The organism is Neorhizobium sp. DAR64860/K0K1 (assembly GCF_050500205.1).
Taxonomy (GTDB): Bacteria; Pseudomonadota; Alphaproteobacteria; order Rhizobiales; family Rhizobiaceae; genus Neorhizobium; species Neorhizobium soli.
Map to the genome: position 1 here is coordinate 90,024 of NZ_CP191459.1, position 20,616 is coordinate 110,639.

21 protein-coding genes are annotated in these 20,616 nt (G+C 60.4%); 14 read left to right on the forward strand and 7 right to left on the reverse strand.

All coding sequences use genetic code 11. The features are described 5' to 3' along the window. Positions 1-7: 7 nt before the first annotated feature. Complete coding sequence (locus tag ACQY1J_RS05005) at positions 8-919, reverse strand: DMT family transporter (RefSeq protein WP_430250849.1); 912 nt, start codon at positions 917-919, stop codon at positions 8-10. Positions 920-1,138: 219 nt separating this feature from the next. On the opposite strand from ACQY1J_RS05005, the gene ACQY1J_RS05010 reads away from it, so the two are divergent. From ACQY1J_RS05010 to ACQY1J_RS05020, 3 genes are all read left to right on the forward strand, one after another. After that, the gene (locus ACQY1J_RS05010) at positions 1,139-2,332 is read left to right on the forward strand and encodes an MFS transporter (RefSeq protein WP_174197189.1); all 1,194 of its coding nucleotides are present in this window, start codon (positions 1,139-1,141) and stop codon (positions 2,330-2,332) included. Positions 2,333-2,437: 105 nt separating this feature from the next. Beyond that, positions 2,438-3,688 (forward strand): flavodoxin-dependent (E)-4-hydroxy-3-methylbut-2-enyl-diphosphate synthase, encoded by a 1,251-nt coding sequence (gene ispG / locus ACQY1J_RS05015; RefSeq protein WP_430250850.1) that lies wholly within the window; start codon positions 2,438-2,440, stop codon positions 3,686-3,688. Between the two features lie 114 nt (positions 3,689-3,802). Continuing rightward, positions 3,803-4,462: an OmpA family protein gene (locus tag ACQY1J_RS05020; protein WP_062462176.1), complete on the forward strand. Its 660-nt coding sequence runs from the start codon at positions 3,803-3,805 to the stop codon at positions 4,460-4,462. Between the two features lie 25 nt (positions 4,463-4,487). Here ACQY1J_RS05020 and ACQY1J_RS05025 read toward each other — a convergent pair whose 3' ends face one another. Both ACQY1J_RS05025 and ACQY1J_RS05030 read right to left on the reverse strand, forming a co-directional pair. After that, positions 4,488-5,129, reverse strand: a complete 642-nt coding sequence (locus tag ACQY1J_RS05025) for a LysE family translocator (protein ID WP_062462179.1) — start codon at positions 5,127-5,129, stop codon at positions 4,488-4,490. A gap of 49 nt (positions 5,130-5,178) precedes the next feature. Beyond that, entirely contained in the window at positions 5,179-6,093 is a 915-nt protein-coding gene (locus tag ACQY1J_RS05030; RefSeq protein WP_430250852.1) for a polyprenyl synthetase family protein, read from the reverse strand. Positions 6,094-6,224: 131 nt separating this feature from the next. On the opposite strand from ACQY1J_RS05030, the gene mtgA reads away from it, so the two are divergent. The 4 genes from mtgA to rpmF all read left to right on the forward strand — a co-directional run bounded on the left by mtgA (position 6,225) and on the right by rpmF (position 8,821). After that, the gene (gene mtgA / locus ACQY1J_RS05035; protein ID WP_184654645.1) at positions 6,225-6,971 is read left to right on the forward strand and encodes a monofunctional biosynthetic peptidoglycan transglycosylase; all 747 of its coding nucleotides are present in this window, start codon (positions 6,225-6,227) and stop codon (positions 6,969-6,971) included. 111 nt (positions 6,972-7,082) lie between these two features. Then, entirely contained in the window at positions 7,083-7,805 is a 723-nt protein-coding gene (locus ACQY1J_RS05040) for a DUF1868 domain-containing protein (RefSeq protein ID WP_092659218.1), read from the forward strand. 14 nt (positions 7,806-7,819) lie between these two features. Further along, entirely contained in the window at positions 7,820-8,467 is a 648-nt protein-coding gene (locus ACQY1J_RS05045) for a glutathione S-transferase family protein (RefSeq protein ID WP_430250853.1), read from the forward strand. 168 nt (positions 8,468-8,635) lie between these two features. Then, positions 8,636-8,821: a 50S ribosomal protein L32 gene (gene rpmF / locus ACQY1J_RS05050; RefSeq protein WP_062462189.1), complete on the forward strand. Its 186-nt coding sequence runs from the start codon at positions 8,636-8,638 to the stop codon at positions 8,819-8,821. A 91-nt stretch (positions 8,822-8,912) separates the two neighbouring features. Here rpmF and phaR read toward each other — a convergent pair whose 3' ends face one another. After that, complete coding sequence (phaR, locus tag ACQY1J_RS05055) at positions 8,913-9,509, reverse strand: polyhydroxyalkanoate synthesis repressor PhaR (RefSeq protein WP_174197184.1); 597 nt, start codon at positions 9,507-9,509, stop codon at positions 8,913-8,915. A 230-nt stretch (positions 9,510-9,739) separates the two neighbouring features. Here phaR and ACQY1J_RS05060 point away from each other — a divergent pair, with 230 nt between their 5' ends. Further along, positions 9,740-10,921 (forward strand): acetyl-CoA C-acetyltransferase, encoded by a 1,182-nt coding sequence (locus ACQY1J_RS05060; RefSeq protein WP_430250854.1) that lies wholly within the window; start codon positions 9,740-9,742, stop codon positions 10,919-10,921. Between the two features lie 81 nt (positions 10,922-11,002). After that, positions 11,003-11,731 carry a beta-ketoacyl-ACP reductase gene (locus ACQY1J_RS05065; RefSeq protein WP_430250855.1) on the forward strand — a complete coding sequence of 243 codons (729 nt, stop codon included), beginning with the start codon at positions 11,003-11,005 and terminating at the stop codon, positions 11,729-11,731. A gap of 63 nt (positions 11,732-11,794) precedes the next feature. Here ACQY1J_RS05065 and ACQY1J_RS05070 read toward each other — a convergent pair whose 3' ends face one another. Further along, positions 11,795-12,049 (reverse strand): glycine zipper domain-containing protein, encoded by a 255-nt coding sequence (locus ACQY1J_RS05070; RefSeq protein WP_062462199.1) that lies wholly within the window; start codon positions 12,047-12,049, stop codon positions 11,795-11,797. Positions 12,050-12,089: 40 nt separating this feature from the next. Next, positions 12,090-12,245: a DUF3309 family protein gene (locus ACQY1J_RS05075; RefSeq protein WP_082471964.1), complete on the reverse strand. Its 156-nt coding sequence runs from the start codon at positions 12,243-12,245 to the stop codon at positions 12,090-12,092. A gap of 375 nt (positions 12,246-12,620) precedes the next feature. Here ACQY1J_RS05075 and ACQY1J_RS05080 point away from each other — a divergent pair, with 375 nt between their 5' ends. From ACQY1J_RS05080 to ACQY1J_RS05100, 5 genes are all read left to right on the forward strand, one after another. Continuing rightward, entirely contained in the window at positions 12,621-15,821 is a 3,201-nt protein-coding gene (locus ACQY1J_RS05080; protein ID WP_430251861.1) for a helicase-related protein, read from the forward strand. Positions 15,822-15,825: 4 nt separating this feature from the next. After that, positions 15,826-16,233, forward strand: coding sequence for an RNA-binding S4 domain-containing protein (locus ACQY1J_RS05085; RefSeq protein ID WP_062462206.1), 408 nt, complete (start codon positions 15,826-15,828; stop codon positions 16,231-16,233). A 182-nt stretch (positions 16,234-16,415) separates the two neighbouring features. Further along, entirely contained in the window at positions 16,416-16,754 is a 339-nt protein-coding gene (fdxA, locus tag ACQY1J_RS05090; protein WP_062462209.1) for a ferredoxin FdxA, read from the forward strand. A 385-nt stretch (positions 16,755-17,139) separates the two neighbouring features. Then, the gene (locus ACQY1J_RS05095; RefSeq protein ID WP_062462212.1) at positions 17,140-17,715 is read left to right on the forward strand and encodes a CarD family transcriptional regulator; all 576 of its coding nucleotides are present in this window, start codon (positions 17,140-17,142) and stop codon (positions 17,713-17,715) included. A gap of 297 nt (positions 17,716-18,012) precedes the next feature. Then, complete coding sequence (locus tag ACQY1J_RS05100; RefSeq protein ID WP_430250856.1) at positions 18,013-18,876, forward strand: RNA polymerase factor sigma-32; 864 nt, start codon at positions 18,013-18,015, stop codon at positions 18,874-18,876. A 107-nt stretch (positions 18,877-18,983) separates the two neighbouring features. On the opposite strand, the gene ACQY1J_RS05105 is transcribed toward ACQY1J_RS05100, so the two are convergent. Further along, complete coding sequence (locus tag ACQY1J_RS05105; protein ID WP_092660919.1) at positions 18,984-20,498, reverse strand: M48 family metalloprotease; 1,515 nt, start codon at positions 20,496-20,498, stop codon at positions 18,984-18,986. Positions 20,499-20,616: the final 118 nt, after the last annotated feature.

Below are 20,616 nucleotides of genomic sequence, written 5' to 3' on the forward strand. Positions count from 1 at the left end.
TGACGACTCAGGCGCCCGTCGGTCCGTCTGATCCGTCCGCAGGTTGAGCGAGGCGATAGCGCCTCGCCGCCAGCCGCTCGCTGGCGACGATCAGCAGTCCGGCGCAGAAGATCAGCGCGGCACCGGCGGCGACATTGCTTGCGGGAATGTCCTGCCAAATGGCGTAGCCCAGCACGAAAGCCCATATCAGCGAGGAATATTCGAACGGTGCGAGCACGGAGACCGGCGCCCGTCGCATCGCCTCGAACAGCGTCGCCTGGGCGGTGCCGCCGAGAATGCCGACCAAAGCCAGAAGCGCGCCGCTTTTCAGATCCACCGGCTGCCATGTCAGCACGGCCATGACGAAGGTCATCACCACGAAAAACGCGTTGGTGAGGGTCATCTGGACAAGGGTCTTCTCGCTCATCGCCGTCTTGCGCAAGAGAACGCTGCCGATGGCCCAGAGGATTGCTGCAAGCAGCGCGAGACCGACCGGTACCGAAATCGTCAGCCCGGTCGGATCTGCGGCGATTACAACGCCGACGAAGCCGAGGATGATCGCCACCCAGCGGACCGCGGGCACCTTTTCGCGCAGAACCGGAATGGCAAGCAGGGTGGCGACGATCGGATTGGCGTAATAGATCGTCGTCAGTTCGGCCAATTGCAGGGACTTGGCTGCGGTGTAGAAAGAAACCCATGCGGCGAGAAGGATCACGCTGCGCACCATCATCGGCCGCACGATCGGCGAGCGGACAACGCGCGGGATGAAACCGCGTCCCCCGATGACGAGGCAGGCGATCAGAACCGTCAGGCTTCGGAAGAATATGATCTGCCAGACGCCGACATCGACCACCAGCAGCTTGATCACCGCATCATGAAGCGTGAACACGAAGTAGGAGGTACTGACGAGAAGAATGCCGCTGCCGATGCTGGATTTCAAGAAAGTCACACGCCGGATACCGACGCCTCATATCATTGCATATCCGAATGCTTAAGGCGTTCTGCAGCGATTGCAATCAGCTTCGTCGCGCTACATCCGTCGTTGCTAAGGGGTGACAAGCGTGAACCGGAGACATAAATCGTGAAACTCATGCTGAGCGCGGAAGATTGCAATCTAAATCGATTTAAATAAATCTCAGCGCCTGGAGGAAGCAACCTGATGAACGATTTGTCTTCGCCGGCGGAAGCCAAGACCCGACGTGCTTTCATCACACCGGAGCGGATCGGCGTATCGCTGCTGTTTCTGATGAACGGCTTCATGATCGGTGCCTGGGCGCCAAAGATCCCTGAATTTGCGGCACGTCTGGAGCTGAGCGAAAAGTCGCTCGGCGTGATGATCCTGATCTTCGGGCTAGGCTCCATCGTGATGATGCCGATCGCCGGCAGCCAGATCGCAAGGTTCGGATCGAGCATCGTCTCCAAGGTCACCGCGGTCCTGCTGACGCCGACGCTTCTTCTCCTGTCGCTGATTGGCAGCATCTGGAGCGGAGCGGTTGCGTTGTTTCTGTTCGGCGGCCTGATCGGCGCAATGGATGTGGCAATGAATGCCAATGCCGTTGCGACTGAAAAAGGCATGCGCCGCGCGATCATGTCATCCTGCCACGCGTTCTGGAGCCTCGGCGGTCTGCTCGGCGCCTCGACCGGTGGCTTTCTTCTTGAACGGATCGGCGTTCTTCCGCATGCGCTTTTCGTAACCGTCGTCGCCGCCGTCATGATCGCCGTCGCCTGGAAAATGGTGCTTCAGGATGCGCCGCATCCGGAGGAGAGGGCGGCCGGTGCCGGACGCCGCCTGCCGTCGTCACCGCTTCCCTGGCTGCTCGGAATCATGGCGCTGTTCTGCATGATCCCCGAGGGATCCATTCTTGATTGGGGCGCTCTCTACATGCGCAACGAGCTTTCGGCGTCGCTGACACTGTCCGGCTTTGCGTTTGCGGCTTTCTCGTTCACGATGGCGGCAATGCGTTTTGCAGGCGATCTCATCCGCGACCGGTTCGGTGCCGTCAATACGCTTCGGGTCTGCGGCGTCATCGCCATGCTGGGCATGCTGACGATCGGTTTTGCGACCAGTTCGACGATGGCCATTGCAGGCTTTGCTCTCGCCGGCATCGGCATTTCCAACATCGTGCCGATCCTGTTTTCCGCGGCCGGCAATCTGCCGGGCATGGCGGCGGGCGTCAGTTTGTCCGTGGTCACCACCATGGGCTATTCCGGAATTCTCGTTGCACCTTCGGCAATCGGCTTTATCGCTGAGCATACGGGACTTGGCAGCATTTTCGCGGGATTGTCGGTGCTGATCCTGGTGACGCTGCTTCTCTCAAGCCTTGCCCGGCACGCGGACGGAGCGCATCACTGACCCAACTATTCATGGCCGCTGGTTGACAAGCCGGCGGTCATACGCCACCTGAAAGACGGTTTATGCCCCCAGTTAGCCCCAGGGCAAAGGCAACGAGACGATCCCATGAACGCACCGATTGACTATAATCCGAAGCCCCGCCGCGCCACGGTTGCCGTCGATGTCGGCGGTGTGATCGTCGGTGGTGGTGCGCCCGTCGTCGTCCAGTCGATGACCAATACCGATACGGCGGATGTGGATGCGACCGTCGCCCAGGTCGCGGCGCTCTACAAGGCAGGCTCCGAGATCGTCCGCATCACCGTCGATCGCGACGAGAGCGCTGCTGCCGTGCCGAAGGTGCGCGAGCGTCTGCTGCGCCTTGGCCTCGACGTGCCGCTGATCGGCGATTTCCACTATATCGGCCACAAGCTTCTGGCCGATCATCCGGCCTGCGCCGAAGCGCTGGCGAAATACCGCATCAACCCAGGCAATGTCGGTTTCAAGGACAAGAAGGACAAACAGTTCGGCGACATCATCGAGATGGCGATCCGCTACGACAAGCCTGTCCGCATCGGCGTCAACTGGGGTTCGCTCGACCAGGATCTTTTGACGACGCTGATGGACCGCAATTCCGAAGCCGGTTCGCCGCTGTCTGCCCGGCAGGTGATGCATGAGGCGATCGTCCAGTCGGCGCTGATTTCGGCGGAGCTTGCCGAAAACATCGGCCTGCCGCGCAACCGTATCATTTTGTCCGCAAAGGTCAGCCAGGTGCAGGATCTGATTGCCTGCTATTCGATGCTGGCCGAGCGCTCCAACCACGCGCTGCATCTGGGCCTGACAGAGGCCGGCATGGGCACCAAGGGCATCGTCGCCTCGTCGGCTGCTATGGGCTACGTCCTGCAGCACGGCATTGGCGATACGATCCGTGTGTCGCTGACACCGGAACCGAATGGCGACCGCACCCGCGAAGTGCAGGTTGCACAGGAAATCCTTCAGGTCATGGGGTTCCGCCAGTTCATTCCGGTGGTCGCCGCTTGTCCCGGTTGCGGGCGCACCACGTCGACGGTGTTCCAGGAACTTGCCCAGAACATCCAGAACGATATCCGCAAGAACATGCCGATCTGGCGCGAAAAGTATCCGGGCGTCGAAGCCCTGAACGTCGCCGTTATGGGCTGCATCGTCAACGGTCCCGGCGAAAGCAAACATGCCGATATCGGCATCTCGCTGCCCGGCACTGGCGAGACGCCTGCCGCCCCGATCTTTATCGACGGTCAGAAGGCGATGACGCTGCGCGGCCACAATATCGCTCAGGATTTCGAAAAGCTGGTGATCGATTACATCGAGAACCGCTTCGGCCAGAAAACCGCCGCCGAGTAAGCGTCATTCCCGGATAGGGATAATTCCTTATCCCGGCTGCCGCTGCCTCTCCTCGCTATTGCCGTATTTCATGGTAAATGAGAGGTACTACGGACGACGGGGAAACTGATTCATATGTTGAAAAAAATTGCTATCGTCGCAGCTTGCGCGACGTATCTCTCTGCCTGCACGACGACCGATCCCTATACGGGTCAGCAGAAAATGTCGAACACGGCTGGTGGCGCTGCCATCGGTGCCGGTCTCGGCGCGGTCGGCGGTCTGTTGATCGGCGGCGGCAACAAGGGCCGCAATGCGCTGATCGGCGCTGCGATCGGTGGCCTCGCCGGTGGCGCCATCGGCAATTACATGGACCGCCAGGAAGCCGAACTGCGCCAGCAGCTGCAGGGAACCGGCGTATCGGTGACCCGCAACGGCGACCGCATCATTCTAAACATGCCGTCGAACATCACCTTTGCCACCGATCAGGATCAGGTGATCCCGCCGTTCTATGCCACGCTCGATTCGGTTGCGATCGTACTCAACAAGTTCGGCAAGACCTATATCGACGTCAACGGTCACACGGATTCGACCGGCAGCCTGCAGCACAACCAGGCGCTTTCGGAACGCCGTGCCGTCTCGGTCGCCAACTATCTCGGTGGTCGCGGCGTCGATCAACGCCGTGTCTCGACCATGGGCTACGGCCCGTCGCAGCCAGTCGCTTCCAACGCCTCGCCGGATGGTCGCGCCCAGAACCGCCGCGTCGAAGTCGCGATCGCGCCGATCGAGCAGGGCTGAGTTCGCTTGAAAGTAGACGAGCCGGTCAGATCCGGCTCGTCAGCAGTTTCACGCCGGCAATGCTGTAGAAGACGGCCATGGTGCCTTCGATCCAGCGCCGCGCGGCCTTGTAGCCGCGAAGCGCGTGGCGGGTCGAAAACAGAACCGCATATCCGGTGAAGATGACCAGGCTCGAGCTCGAGCAGATGCCGACGATCAGCATGATCGCCGAAGGTGGTGCATCCGCGGGCAGGCCGAGCGAAATGATCGCCAGCCAGCCGAAGATTGCCTTCGGATTGGTGACGTGGATGGCATAGCCGCGCAGCCAGAGTTGCCTTGCCGTATAGGACGTCCTGCTCTCGCTCGATGCGGTCTCGATATCCGGGGTCCGCGCCGAGCGGTATGCCTTCCAGGCGAGATAGATCAGATAGAGCCCGCCGAGAACCTTCATGATTTCGAGCGCGATCGCGTAGCTGCGCAGGACTGCGGCGAGCCCTAGTGCGGCAGCGCAGGCCCAGGTCAGCGAGCCGCAGAAGACGCCCAGTGCCAGGATCACGCCGTTGCGACGGCCATGCGAAATCGCCATCCCGATAATGGCGAAATTGGCAGGTCCGGGGCTGAGGACGGCGATGAGATAGGCGAGATAGGCTGGCCAGATATAGGGCAGGTAGGCGAATACATCCGGCATACTTTACTCCTCGGGTCTGATCCGGGAGGCTTGCCGTTTTCCCGTCTCGTCAGTTCTGACGGCTGGCGATAAAGTGCGCCGTCTGCTGCAGAATAAATGCCTTTTCGCCGTAGGGCGCAAGCAGGTCGACGGCCTCTGCCGTCAGCGCATCGAGCTTCTCTTCCGCCCAGCCTGTGCCATGCATGGCAACCAGCGTGCCCTTGCCGCGGGCGGCATCCTTGCCGGTCGCCTTGCCCATGGTCTCGGCATCGGAGGTTATGTCGAGAAGATCGTCGGCAAGCTGGAAGGCAAGACCGATGACCTGGCCGAATTTTCTGAGGCGCTGACGGTGCTCCGCGTCTGCGCCAGCGATGATCGCACCTGCCTCGCAGGCGAACCGGATCAGTGCGCCGGTCTTCATCGCCTGCAGCGTGGTGATGCCTGCCTCATCCGGTGCCGATTTTTCGGCAGCTAGATCGAGCGCCTGGCCACCCACCATGCCGCCGGAACCGGCAGCACGGGCAAGGGCCAGAACAAGTTCCGTCTTCGCGCGGTCCGGCAATGCGGTCTCAGGTGCTGCGATAATGTCGAAGGCGTAGGTCAGCAGGCTGTCGCCGGCCAAGATCGCGGTCGCCTCGTCGAATGCCCTGTGTACCGTCGGCTGGCCACGGCGAAGGTCGTCGTCGTCCATGGCGGGAAGGTCGTCGTGGATCAGCGAATAACAGTGGAGACATTCGAGCGCCGCGCCGATGCGCAGGGCAGCCTGTTCGTTGCCATCAAGCAGAAGGGCACTTTCGCGCAGCAGAAACGGCCGCAACCGCTTCCCGCCATTGAGCGAGCCGTGGCGCATCGCGGCCATCAGATGGGCCGGGCGCGTGACCTCGTCGGGCAGCGTTTCGTCCGAAAGAAGCGACACAAGCAGCGCCTCGGTGGCGACTGCGCTGTCTTTCAACCGGCTTTCGAATGCAGGATCGGTCGTGTTCATGCCGGGCTGTTTGGCATGAGGCGACGATACAGGCAATGTCGATTTACCAGCATTGCCGAAGTTTCAGCCGGTGGACTGGCCTTCGAAAGCGCCACCGGCTATGAAACTTTAAACGGGCGGGTAGAAGCACCTTGGATATCGCACCTGAACAGCATGCCGAAGAAGACGAACCCGTGAGGCCCGCACGACGGTTTCGCCTGCCTAACACCACGTGGCTCCGGCGCGTCATCCTGTTCGTCATTGCGCTGGTGGTGCTGCCCTATCTTCTCATCCCGGTCTATGCGCTGCCATTCACGCGGCCGGTGTCCACCCTCATGCTGTCGGAACTGTTTCTTCTGCGCGGGTATGACCGCCAGTGGGTTGATATCGAGGACATCTCGCCCAATCTCGTGCGGGCCGTGATGATGTCGGAGGACGGCCAGTTCTGTTTCCACGGCGGCGTCGACTGGCGCCAGATGCGCGGCGTCGTGCAGGATGCACTGGACGGCGAGGCAACGCGTGGCGCGAGCACCATTCCGATGCAGACGGCCAAAAACTTGTTTTTATGGAACGGCCGCTCCTTCATCCGTAAAGGGCTGGAACTGCCGCTGGCGCTGGCTGAGGATTTCATTTGGCCGAAATGGCGGTTGATGGAAATCTATCTCAACGTCGCAGAATGGGGACCTGGTATCTACGGGGCTGAAGCGGCGGCGCAGTATCATTTCAAGGTGCCAGCCGCCAAGCTGAGTGCCCGTCAGGCCGCGTTGCTCGCCGTCGCACTTCCCAATCCGCATACGCGGGTCGCCAGCAAGCCCGGCCGCGGAATGCAGCGGCTGGCGGGTGTCGTGGAACGGCGCGCCCGCGCATCCAGCGATTACATCAAATGCATTTATGGGTGACGTCAAAACTAAGCGTTAAACGTCCCTCATGTCATCTGTCAGTATCGACGCTGGCGTAAGAGCGCGTCGAGCACGCTTTGTGAGTGCGTTTACGCAGAAAGTGGACCGCCGATGGATGCCAGACTGATTTCGCCCGATCTCCTCAAATACTCGGCGACGCACAATCCAAAACCGCCGCCGCGGCTCGGAACGCGTTACGGACGGCGAGGCGGCTTTCTGCCCGAGCCCGGCAACACGATCGTCTGCCATCTGGAAAAAGGATCGGCAACGCAGGCGCTGCTTGTGTCGGCACGCGCGCGCTATCTCGAGATGCCGGAAGCTGAGCGTTTTCTTTTCACGCCGATCACCAGCCTGCACATGACGCTGTTCCAGGGTGTCATCGAGCATCGCCGCAAGCCTCGCTTCTGGCCGGACGATATGCCGCTCGAAACGCCGATCGAGGACATGACGGAAATCATGGCGGCTCGGCTCGAAGGTTTCTCGACGCTGGATCCGTTCCAGGTCACCGTGAAAAGCGCCAAGCCGTCGGGTCTCGTGGTCGAGGGGAGGTCCGAGAATGATTGCAGGGCGATGAAGGCCTGGCGCGATGCGCTGGCGCGGCTCCTCGGTTATCGCCATCCGGATCACGACGACTATGCGTTTCACATTACCTTTGCCTATGTGATCGAGCGCCTGTCGGATGCAGCGCTGCCGGCCTGGCAGGCGATGCTCGACGAGGTGACTGCTGAGATCAAGCGCGCGGTTCCTGTTCTGGAATTGCGGCCGCCGGCATTCTGCTCGTTCGAGGACATGAACCATTTCCACGAACTGATGATTTTCGATTCCGAGACCTGATGGAAATTGCGCCGATGGAAAAACTCGTCCTCTATATCGCAAATAAGAACTATTCGTCCTGGTCCTTCCGGCCCTGGATTGCGCTGACCGCTGCCGGCGTTCCTTTCGAGGAAGTGCTAATCCCGTTCGATTATCCGGCAGGCAATCCACGCTACAAGACGATCTCGCCCAATGCCCAGGTGCCGGTTCTGCATCATGGCGACGTGCGCGTCTGGCAGTCGCTGTCGATCATCGAATACGCAGCCGAGCTGTTTCCGGAAAGCGGGATCTGGCCGACGTCAGCTGCGGATCGTGCCGTCGCTCGCTCCATCTCGATGGAGATGCTGTCTGGCTTTCGGGCGCTGCGCAATGCCTGCCCGATGAATTTTCGCCGGCCGAAGCGCCGCATCGATCTCCCCGACGGGGTGATGGACGACGTCGCGCGGATCGAAACCATCTGGCGGGAACTGCGGGCAAAATCCGGCGGTCCGTTCCTGTTTGGCGACTTTACCGCAGCGGACGCGATGTTCGCGCCGGTCGTCAATCGCGTTGCGGTCTATGATCTGGTAGACGACGCCGACACGCTTGCGTATATGGAAGCCATGACGTCGCATCCGGCCTGGGTTTCATGGCAGGAAGCGGCCCTTCAGGAGACAGCAATCGTCGAAGAAGACGAGGCCTGAGGTGTTTCGGCGTGGTTTGCGAAAAAATCCCGCCAATATCCCTGCAGGGACTGGTCAAGTACCCGGTTGGCATGTATAAGCGCGCCAAATTTCCGAGATCGAGACATGGAATGTTCGGCCTCAGTTCCGGCCGGAAATCCCTGTTTTGCACGAAGTGGAGTAACGAAAATGGCTGTACCTAAAAGAAAAACGAGCCCGTCGAAGCGCGGTATGCGCCGCTCTGCTGACGCTCTCAAGACCCCGACATTTGTCGAGGACAAGAACTCCGGCGAACTGCGCCGTCCGCACCATATCGATCTCAAGACCGGTATGTACCGCGGCCGTCAGGTTCTGACGCCGAAGGAAAGCGCATAAGCTTTTCTGATGATTGCTTGAAAGGCCGGCTTTGCCGGCCTTTTTTGTTGCGCGCTCGGTAAGGCGCGTTTCTTCCCGCAGCAGGTGCCGTTCAGGTGCTCATGCTGTCGAGACGACCCTGAAGCGCGCGGAGCTGCTCCTTCAGTTCGTCGATGTCCTTGGCTTCCGCCTTCTTGCCCGATGGTGGGGCGGACTGGTGCGGCGTCGCGGCACCGGCAAAGGGCGCGAACATCTGCATGGCCTGACGGAACATGTCCGTATTGCGCCGCACCTGTTCTTCCATCATCTGCATCGGAAGGTGCAGGTTCTTGGCGATCGGCGTGTCGCCAAACGCACTCGTCATCTGCTCGCGCATCTGCACCTGCTGGTCCGTAAACGTCTTCATCGAGTGTTCGAGGAAGGTCGGCACCACCATCTGCATCTGGTCGCCGTAGTAGGAAATCAGCTGTCGCAAGAAGGACACCGGCAGAAGCGTGTTTCCCGTCTTGGACTCCTGCTCGAAAATGATCTGGGTCAGAACCGAGTGCGTGATGTCCTCGCCCGTCTTGGCATCCTGAACCGTAAATACCTCGCCCTTCTTGACCATTTTCGCCAAGTCTTCGAGCGTCACGTATGTGCTTGTTCCGGTGTTGTAGAGACGCCGGTTAGCGTATTTCTTGATCGTCACGTCACCTTCGGTCTTTGCCATGATTTCCCTCCACTTCGCCATTCGCGCGATTATTAGTGCTTGGCATCTTCTCCCGCCTCGAATGTAAGCTTAAATTGGCGCAACTGACAATCGATTTGTGCGCCGCGATGGATCACCATGCTGCGCAGCAAATCGATGAAAAACCGGGTGTTTCGGGCGAAAACCGGGCGTTTGACAGGGCGCTCAGGCTTTGCCAGTCTCGGTGCCAAGAAACGGAAAGAGGAGACATCATGTCCAATCCATCCATCGTTATCGCAGCCGCAGCAAGAACGGCCGTCGGCTCCTTCAACGGCGCATTTGCAAACGTGCCCGCACACGAACTTGGCGGCTCGGTAATCAAGGAGGTGCTGGCGCGCGGTGGCGTGGAGGCGGGGGAAGTGGACGAAGTCATCATGGGGCAGGTCCTGCCTGCCGGCGAGGGACAGAACCCCGCCCGCCAGGCAGCGATGAAGGCCGGGGTGCCGCAGGAGGCGACGGCCTGGGGCGTCAACCAGCTCTGCGGTTCCGGTCTTCGTGCGGTCGCACTGGGCATGCAGCAGATCGCGCTCGGCGACGCCAAAATCATCGTCGCGGGAGGCCAGGAATCCATGTCGATGGCCCCGCATTGCGCACATCTGCGCGGCGGCGTGAAGATGGGTGATTTCAAGATGATCGATACGATGATCAAGGATGGCCTGACCGACGCGTTCTACGGCTATCACATGGGCATCACCGCTGAAAACATCGCCCGACAGTGGCAGTTGTCGCGCGAGGAACAGGATCAGTTCGCGGTGTCCTCGCAAAACAAAGCGGAGGCAGCGCAGGTTGCTGGCCGCTTCAGGGACGAGATCGTTCCCTTCCTGATCCAGACCCGCAAGGGCGAGTTGCGCGTCGAGAACGACGAATACATCCGTGCCGGTGCGACTTTGGAGGGGATGGCGACGCTTCGGCCGGCCTTCGACAAGGAAGGCACAGTGACTGCCGCCAACGCATCCGGCCTTAACGATGGCGCCGCCGCAGCGTTGCTGATGACGGAGGAAGAAGCCGGTCGTCGTGGCATTGCGCCGCTCGCGCGCATCGTCTCCTGGGCCACCGCCGGCGTCGATCCGCAGATCATGGGAACCGGCCCCATCCCGGCTTCGCGTCGCGCGCTGGAAAAAGCCGGTTGGAAAATCGGCGATGTGGATCTGATCGAAGCGAATGAGGCGTTTGCCGCACAGTCCTGCGCGGTCACGCGGGATCTGGGCCTCGATCCGTCGCTCGTCAACGTCAACGGCGGAGCGATCGCCATCGGTCACCCGATCGGTGCGTCGGGTGCGCGAATTCTCAATACGCTGCTGTTCGAAATGAAGCGCCGTGGCGCGAAAAAGGGGCTTGCGACGCTCTGCATCGGGGGCGGTATGGGCGTCGCCATGTGTCTGGAAGCGCTCTAGCACTGGGTGGCAGCTGCCCACGTTATCGGCGTGAGCAGCTCCGTTACGCTGACGGCGGCGACGGTATGAAAGGAAGTTTACATGGCGCGTATCGCGTTGATTTCAGGAGGCACGCGCGGCATCGGGGCTGCGATCAGCACTGCCATGAAAGCGGCAGGCTATTCGGTCGCCGCAAATTTTGCGGGCAATACCGATAAAGCCGCTGAGTTTCACGCGGCGACGGGCATTCCGGTGTTCCAGTGGGACGTGTCGGATTACGATGCCTGCGTGAAGGGCATCGCTGAAGTCGAAACGCAGCTCGGGCCTGTCGACGTCCTCGTCAACAATGCCGGCATCACCCGAGACGGCATGTTTCACAAGATCACGCCACAGCAGTGGAAGGAGGTCATTGATACCAACCTTTCCGGCCTTTTCAACATGACCCATCCGGTGTGGCCCGGCATGCGCGAGCGCGGCTTCGGCCGCATCATCAACATCTCCTCGATCAATGGCCAGAGGGGCCAGATGGGGCAGGTGAACTATTCTGCCGCCAAGGCTGGCGATCTCGGCTTCACCAAGGCACTGGCTCAAGAGGGGGCCTCGAAGAACATCACCGTCAATGCGATCTGCCCCGGCTATATCGGAACCGACATGGTGCGTGCCATCCCGCAAAAGGTGATGGATGAAAAGATCATCCCGCAGATACCTGTCGGACGGTTGGGCGAACCGGAAGAAATCGCCCGCTGCGTGCTGTTTCTGGCCTCTGAAGAAGCCGGATTCATTACCGGGTCTACGCTCAGCGCAAATGGCGGTCAGTATTTCGCCGGGTAAGCGGATACAAAAAAACCGGCGCACATGGGACGCCGGTTTCTATTCTGCGACTAAACGCAGGACTTAGCGGCAACGCGCTTCGTATGTACGGCCATAACGGTCGCGATAGACGCAGTAACCGTTGCGCTTCTGCGATTCGCCGATAGCAGCGCCAACCAGACCGCCGCCGACAGCGCCGACTGCAGCGCCACCCCAGCTGTTGGTCACAGCGCCACCGATAACGGCGCCCGAAGCAGCACCGATTGCAGTGCCCTTTTCAGTGGATGTGCAGGATGCCAGCATTCCGACGAGAGCGCCGACGAGCAAAACTTTTTTCATGTCACTTTCCTTCCCTTGGTAACGTGCGGCTTCGCCGCTTTTAGATCCTGCCCATCAGCAGGAGGATGATGATAATCAGCACAACGAGGCCGAGACCGCCGGACGGACCATAACCCCAGTTCCGGCTGTGCCCCCAATTCGGCAGCGCGCCGATCAAAAGCAAAATCAGTACGATAAGAAGGATGGTTCCGAGCATAGGCTTGTACTCCGCTGACCTACCGGCTCGACATGTCCGGTTGGGATTGCCGAGAAAACGTAGCATGGGAACTTTTGTTCCACTCACCACTAGCTCGCCCGTGAAGTGTGGTTAACGGGTTACACTTTCGCCATGCGTCGGAAAGCCGGGTAATGTTCGAAACAGATCGAGAACGCTCCGGAATCCGCAATCGTCGCCGATTCGTTCACGTTTGTTCGAACGAAACTGGCTTGCGTATCGTACGCATATTGATCCTGGAAATCGTGGTCTCGCCTTGTCGAGGATAACATATCAGCTTGCGTTTATCGTCGAGCATGGCCATCTGATAATGCGATTGCGTTTCCGTGGAGGATCGCATCGGCGGATAAGCAGGAACTGGCTTTGCATTCTCAGCCCATGATTCTCAGCGGCCGCGGCGTCACGGCCGTGCTAGGCCCCACCAATACCGGCAAGACCCATTATGCCATCGAGCGCATGGTTGCGCACGGTTCCGGCGTGATCGGTCTGCCCCTTCGCCTGCTTGCACGCGAGGTCTATACGCGTGTCGTGGAGAAGGTCGGTTATCACAATGTCGCGCTGATCACGGGCGAGGAAAAGATCACGCCGCATATGGCGCGCTTTTCCGTCTGCACCGTCGAGGCGATGCCGCGCGAGACAAAGGCCGCCTTCGTCGCCATCGACGAGGTACAGCTGGCCGGCGATCTCGAGCGCGGGCACATCTTCACCGACCGCATCCTGCATCTTCGCGGACGCGAGGAGACGTTGCTGCTGGGCGCCGGCACCATGCGGCCGATCCTCGAACGGCTGCTTCCCGGGATCACCGTGGTCGAACGGCCGCGCCTCTCGCAGTTGTTTTATGCCGGCCAGAAAAAGATCACCCGCCTGCCGCAGCGTTCCGCCATTGTCGCCTTCTCCGCTGAAGAGGTCTATGCGATCGCAGAACTGATCCGCCGCCAGCGCGGCGGTGCGGCCGTGGTGCTTGGCGCCTTGAGCCCGCGGACCCGCAATGCACAGGTCGCTCTCTATCAGGAAGGCGATGTGGAATATCTGGTCGCAACCGATGCGATCGGCATGGGCCTCAATCTCGATGTGGATCACGTTGCCTTCGCTCAGGACCGCAAGTTCGACGGCTATCAGTTCCGCAATCTCAATCCGTCCGAACTGGCGCAGATTGCCGGGCGTGCCGGCCGCCATGTGCGCGACGGAACCTTCGGCGTGACCGGACAGGTCCAGCCTTTCGACGACGAACTGGTCGAGCGGATCGAAGGTCATCATTTCGAGCCGGTGAAAGTGCTGCAGTGGCGCACGAAAAGCGTCGACTATTCCTCGCTTGCCGCTCTGCGCGCCAGTCTCGACCGGCCGCCGACCGTGGCGGGTCTTGCCCGCGCGCTGCCGGCAATCGATATCCAGGCGCTCGACTATCTGTCGCGCTACTCAGAAATCCGCGATACGGCGACAACGCCGGAGCGGGTGGAAAAATTGTGGGAGGCCTGCGCTCTGCCGGACTATCGGCGGATTGCCCCTGCGCAACACGCAGACCTCATTTCGACTCTTTTCTCGGATCTTGTGCGCTTCGGCACGGTGAACGAGCAATTCATGGCAGAACAGGTTCGCCGGGCCGACCGGACCGACGGAGAAATCGACACCCTGTCGGCCCGAATCGCGCAGATTCGTACCTGGACCTATGTTTCGAACCGGCCTGGCTGGCTTGCCGATCCGACACACTGGCAAGAAAAGACACGGGAAATCGAGGATAGGTTGTCGGACGCGTTACATGAACGGTTGACGAAACGCTTTGTTGATCGCAGGACATCTGTGCTCATGAAGCGCCTAAGAGAGAATGCGATGCTGGAAGCTGAAATCAGTGTGAATGGGGATGTCTTCGTCGAAGGCCATCATGTGGGGCAATTGGCTGGATTCCGATTCACGCCTATAGCCGGCACGGAGGGTCCCGATGCGAAGGCCGTCCAGGGTGCCGCGCAAAAGGCGCTTGCGCTGGAGTTCGAGGCACGCGCCGCGCGGCTTTATGCATCCGGCAACAACGACCTTGCTGTCGGCTCGGACGGTTCCGTGCGCTGGCTCGGCGAACCTGTCGGCCGGCTTGCGTCAAGCGACCATATCATGCGCCCGCGCCTGATCCTGCTTGCCGACGAGCAGTTGACCGGCAATGCCCGCGAACACGTCGTTGCGCGCATCGAGCGTTTCGTGAACCATCACATTGCGACCGTGCTGAAGCCGCTGGACGATCTGTCGCGCGCTGAAGACCTGCAGGGTCTCGCCAAGGGCCTGGCCTTCCAGCTGGTCGAAAACCTCGGCGTCATGTTCCGGCGCGATGTTGCCGAAGACGTGAAGACGCTCGATCAGGATGCGCGCGCTTCGATGCGCCGCTACGGCATCCGCTTCGGCGCCTACCATGTGTTCATGCCGGCACTGCTGAAGCCTGCTCCGGCCGAGCTTATCACGCTTCTCTGGGCGCTGAAGAACGACGGCATCGACAAGCCGGGTTACGGCGATCTTATTCCGGCGCTTGCTGCCGGCCGCACATCGGTCGTCGCGGATCCTGCTTTCGAGCGTACCTTCTACAAGCTCGCCGGTTTCCGCTTCCTCGGCAAGCGTGCCGTTCGTATCGACATTCTCGAGCGTCTGGCCGATCTCATCCGTCCGCTGCTGCAGTGGAAGCCGGGCTCCAGCCCGCGTCCGGAAGGCGCCTATGACGGTCGCCGCTTCGTGACGACGACAGCCATGCTGTCGATCCTCGGCGCAACGCCTGACGATATGGAAGAAATTCTGAAAGGCCTCGGCTATCGCGCCGATGCCGTGAAGCCTGAAGAGGCGCAGGCATTCCTGGCTGGCCAAGAGCCAGCTGCGGCTGCCCCTGCCACGCCAACGGCTGCAGCAGACGAGGCCGCACCGACTGCCGAAGGCGATCAGGTCGAAGCAACTGAAGCAACCGAAGCTTCCACTGAGGTTGTGGCGCCTGCTGAGGCTGCTGCTCCTGCAGAAGACGCTGCGAGTGAAGAAGCTGCGGCGCCTGACGTCGCCGCTTCCATGGAAGCTGAAACCGTTGAGGCACCTGCAACGGCCGAGCCGGACGCTCAGGCCGAGACAGCCGCCTCGACTCAATCTGCCGCTGCCGTTGAACCCGAAGAAGCAAAGCCTGTTCTCCTGTGGCGCCCGGGTGGCGGTCGCGAGAACAGCCAGCGCCAGGGTGGTCGGCCACAGCAGGGTGATCGCCGTGGTAACGGCCAGGGTCAGCGCAATGCCGGTGCTGCCTCAGCAGGCCGCACCCAGGAAGCCCGCCCCCAGGGCGAAGCCGCTCCCAAGGAAGGCCGTCGCGATGGTCGTCGGGATGGCGAGCGCCGTGACGGTGGTCGTCCGAACCGCGACAACAACAACCGTCGGCCTGAAAACCGGGGCGATCGTCCCGAGCGCGGAGATCGTAACGATCGTCCGGACCGTAACAAGGGACCGCAGCCCGCTCGCTTTGAGGCCAAGCCACCGCGCAAGGAAAAGCCGATCGATCCGGATTCGCCCTTTGCCAAGCTTGCTGCTCTCAAGGAGCAGATGAAGAAGTAGGCGAATGGTTGAAAAAGAGCTGCATGCAGGTTCGCGACAGCGCATCGACAAGTGGCTCTTTTTCGCGCGCATGGCAAAGTCACGCTCCATCGCGCAGTCGCTGATCCAGTCCAACTGCATCCGCATAAACGGCGCGCTGGTTTCTCAACCGAGCTATCAGGTCAAGACCGGGGACCGCCTCGACATCAAGCTGGAACGGCGCGATGTGGTTCTGGTCGTCAAGTCCGGTGGTGATCGGCGGGGTCCATTCGAAGAGGCGCGGCTTCTCTACGAAGATCTGACGCCGCCTCCGGAGGAACGCCAGAAGTTGACGGCGTTCGAGCAGGCGCAACGCCTGCCGGGCTCCGGGCGTCCGACGAAGAAGGAAAGGCGTGAGACCGAACGCCTGTTTCCCGAAGCGGGCGAAAACTAGGTTTAGAAAATCCGCCCCCAAGACCCGGTTTTTACGCACGGTTTATTCTTGCGCAGTTGCAGCAAAGGCATTAGGTGACACTCGAAAAGCATGACTTCCTTGAGTGCTGAAGTCTGCCGGCTTTTCGCCTGCCGCACCTTTCGTCGGCAGCGTGCCGCAATCTGCGATATTCGGAGTTTCGCATGACATTCGTCGTGACAGACAATTGCATCCGCTGCAAATACACAGACTGTGTCGAAGTGTGCCCGGTCGATTGCTTCTACGAAGGTGAGAACTTTCTGGTCATTCACCCGGACGAATGCATCGATTGCGGCGTCTGCGAGCCTGAATGTCCGGCTGAGGCCATCAAGCCTGACACGGAACCAGGTCTCGACAAGTGGCTGAAGGTGAACTCCGACTTCGCGCAGATCTGGCCGAACATTACCGTGAAGCGGGATCCGCTTCCGGAGGCCAAGGAAATGGACGGCGAAGAAGGCAAGTATGAAAAGTACTTCTCGGCGGAGCCAGGTTCCGGCGATTAAACCTGGATGGTGACGGTGCGCCCGTCACCCGCTCGAATCAGCTGTCTTTTGGTTGGGCACTGTCCGACTGTCACGCGGCTTGCAAGAATAAAAGCAAATTATTGATTTCCGCACTTTTTTGTGGTAGAGCTTACTCACTGTTCCACAAGGTGGCACTCGCGTGCCCGAAAAACATCACGAAAGAAACAGATCGCTCCCCGCGTTCCCCGTGACATTGCAACACTTTGATGTTGTCGTCGCCGTTTCGCGAGTTGGTCTGTTTTTGCGCGCGTTGTCGGATCAGTATGGAGTGACCCGACGGTTTCCCCCGTCTCATCCGGGCCTGACAGACCCGGTTTCCCCAGACCCGATAAAACGGGTGAGTCAAAGGGAGTTTGTGAATCGAATGACGACCCAACTGAAAAAGAATTCTCCCGCACGCCAGGGCTTTAGAACTGGTGAATCGATTGTTTATCCTGCGCATGGCGTCGGCACGATCACCTCTATCGAAGAACAGGAAGTCGCGGGCATGAAGCTCGAGCTTTTCGTGATCGATTTTGAAAAGGACAAAATGCGCCTGAAGGTTCCGGTCGCCAAGGCCTTGAGCATCGGCATGCGCAAGCTCTCCGAGACGGATTTCGTCGAACGTGCATTGAAGGTGGTTCAGGGCAAGGCCCGCGTGAAGCGCACGATGTGGTCGCGTCGCGCACAGGAATATGATGCCAAGATCAATTCCGGTGATCTGATTTCCATTGCAGAAGTGGTGCGCGATCTTTTCCGCGCCGAAAACCAGCCCGAGCAGTCTTATTCCGAGCGTCAGCTGTATGAAGCGGCGCTGGATCGCATGGCGCGCGAAATTGCCGCCGTCAACAAGATGTCCGATACGGAAGCTGTTCGCCTGATCGAGGTCAACCTTGCCAAGGGTCCCAAGCGCGGCAAGACAGTCGAGGAAGATGAAGCTCAGGAAGAAGAAGCAGCCTGATTTTGTCTCTGAAAGACAACACCAAAAACCCGGCCTAGTGCCGGGTTTTTTGTTGGAACCTTTACAACACAAGCGCGTTAACCCGCCGGAACGGCGAATTTAATGCTGCATCGTGCTGCGTGTTCTCCGTCCTGACCAATAGCGGGGCGATTGCCTAACCGGTCCAAGACCTCCGCGAGACACTTGAGGGACATCGGCAGAAATTCGCAAAAATCAAGGCTGGAATATCGGTAATCCCGCAATTCAGCGTTTTTTTTGGTTCTGCCCTTTGTCGATCACGGCACCACGGAGAACACTATGACAGCCATGTCCGCAGAACGCACAATGATCAAGATAGCGATGTCGGCTCCGTATCTCGCCCGCGAGGAAGAGCGTGATCTGGCAATCCGTTGGAAAGACCGCCAGGATCAGGGCGCTCGAAACCAGATTGCACTCGCCCACATGCGTCTCGTCATCGCGATGGCGTCGAAATTCCGTGGGTTCGGTCTACCCATGAGCGATCTCGTTCAGGAAGGTTATGTGGGATTGCTCGAGGCTGCGGCAAGGTTCGAACCGGCCCGCGATGTCCGCTTTTCCACATACGCCAGCTGGTGGATCCGTGCCTCCATGCAGGACTATATCCTGCGCAACTGGTCGATCGTTCGCGGTGGTACGAGTTCAGCCCAGAAGGCGCTGTTCTTCAATCTGCGCCGCCTGCGCGCAAAACTTGCCCGCGGCGACTCCAACCTCACGGCTCAGGCCATCCATGAGGAAATTGCCGTCGCACTCGGCGTCAGCGTTTCCGACGTGCAGACCATGGATGCCCGCCTCTCCGGCAATGACTCGTCGCTTCAGGCTCCAACGATTTCCGGTGATGCCGACAGTGGCGAACGCCTCGACATGCTGGCCAGCGGCGAACCACTGCCGGACGAACAGGTCTCCGGCATGATCGATGGCGAGCGTCGGCTGAAATGGCTGCAGGGTGCTCTCACCAAGCTCAACGACCGCGAAAAGATGATCATCCGCGCCCGCAGGCTGACGGATGACGGTGCGACGCTGGAAGCGCTGGGTGCCAAGCTCGGAATTTCCAAGGAGCGTGTGCGGCAGATCGAAAGCCGCGCGATCGAGAAGCTGAAGTCGGCACTTGTCACCGCAAATCCGCAGATGGCGCTTGTGTCCTAAACACACTGTGCCCGCGCCGCTCTGGCGGTCGCGACATCTCGATACGATGCTTCAAAGCGCGCAGGCCCTTGAGACGGCCTCCGCGCTTTGAAGCTTTTATACAAGCCTCATTCGGAAATGATTTTGACCTTTTGGCCCGGTGACAATGTCGCGCCGACCGGAATGGCGTTGATCAGCTTGAACAGGTCCAGCTTGCGGTCGGTGCCCATCATCCGGCTTGACAGCGATGCCATCGTATCTTGCGGCCCGACGCTCACGACGCGGACGCGGAGCGGCTTCAGCGACGCGATTTCAGGCTGTGTCATGCGGCGGAAGCTGTTGCGCAGGATTTGCGCGGTCGTGTCGAGCGCGGGACTGCCCTTCGGAACCGCCGTCAGGAACCGGAAGATCTGATCATTGACCTTGATCACGGTCACATCGAAATCCCAGCGTTCGGCAGAGGCGCGTGCGGTTGCGGCCGGCAGGCCGTTGACGGTTGTTTCCCGCACGGTTTCCGGCTGAAGGCCGGCTACCCAGCCACTGGTCAGGTAATTCGGCAGGCTGCTGGTGTCGCCAGCGGCGACGCCGTCGAAACGGATCGCGGTCTCGCCTGGTCCCGTCGCCAACACGGCTTCGACCTTGTTGTCGATGCGGAAGTCCGGCGGAACGTCGAAGCGTATTCCAAGGCCCCCGTGCAGGAAGGTCTGGCCTCGGACATAACCCTCCTGGGGGCTGTCGCCATAAAGAAGACCGTCGATGCCGGCGAGGAAATAGTCGCGACCCTTGTCGCCGACGCCTTCCTGGCCGAAGTTGCGGGCATGCCTGCGGGCCAGGTCGACGCGCTGGGCGGAATTAGGGTGGCTGGACAGGAAGTCCAGGCTCTGGTCGCTGTCGGGATCGACAGCCGAGTAGCGCGCATAGGCCGCCATCGAATCGAGGAAGCGCGCAGCGGCGTAAGGGTCGTAGCCAGCTTCGCCCAGCATCCGCACACCGATCACGTCCGCCTGCAGTTCCTGTTGGCGGGAGAAAGCAGCGAGCCTCAGCTTGCCGCGGGCAAGCGCCTGCTTGCCGGCGATGTCGCTCGATAGAACTTCGGCAACCACCCGGCTGGCGATGACTTCGGCTTCTTCGCGCCGCTGGCGTTCGATGCCGTGGTTGGCGGTGACGTGGCCCATCTCGTGCGACAGCACGGCCGCGACTTCCGAAGCGTCGTTGGCGAGCGCCAGCAATCCGCGGGTGACATAGAGATAGCCACCGGGCAGGGCGAAGGCGTTGATCGCCGGGGAATTGAGGATAGTGATCCGGAAGGACTGCGTCGGATTTTCCGAAACGGCGGTCAGGGCGCCGGCAATCCGGGCGACCAGCCGTTCGGTCTTGGCGTCACGATATTCGCCGCCGTAGCTTGCCACGATGCGGGGATGCTCGCGCGCACCCATCTGCGCCCGCGGATCGTTCTTTTGAACTTCGTCGACGATCTGCGGCGAGTCCGATGGCGAGACGTTCGGCGTGTAGGCCTGATCGAACACGGATTGGCAGCCTGCGAGTGCTGCACTTGCGAGCAACACGACGGCAAAGCGTCTCCAACGGCGCGGTGCGCTGGTCTGCCCGGTCCTGCCGGGTGTCGCGTCCTCGCGTGTTTTGATCCGTGTCTTCTGCACCGTCAGTCCTGTTCACCTTCGCTTCGTACCGATTTTCGCATCGCATGCACAGATAAAAGAGATAGGTTCAGCCGGCGCGTTTGCAATTGACTTCTGATAAACC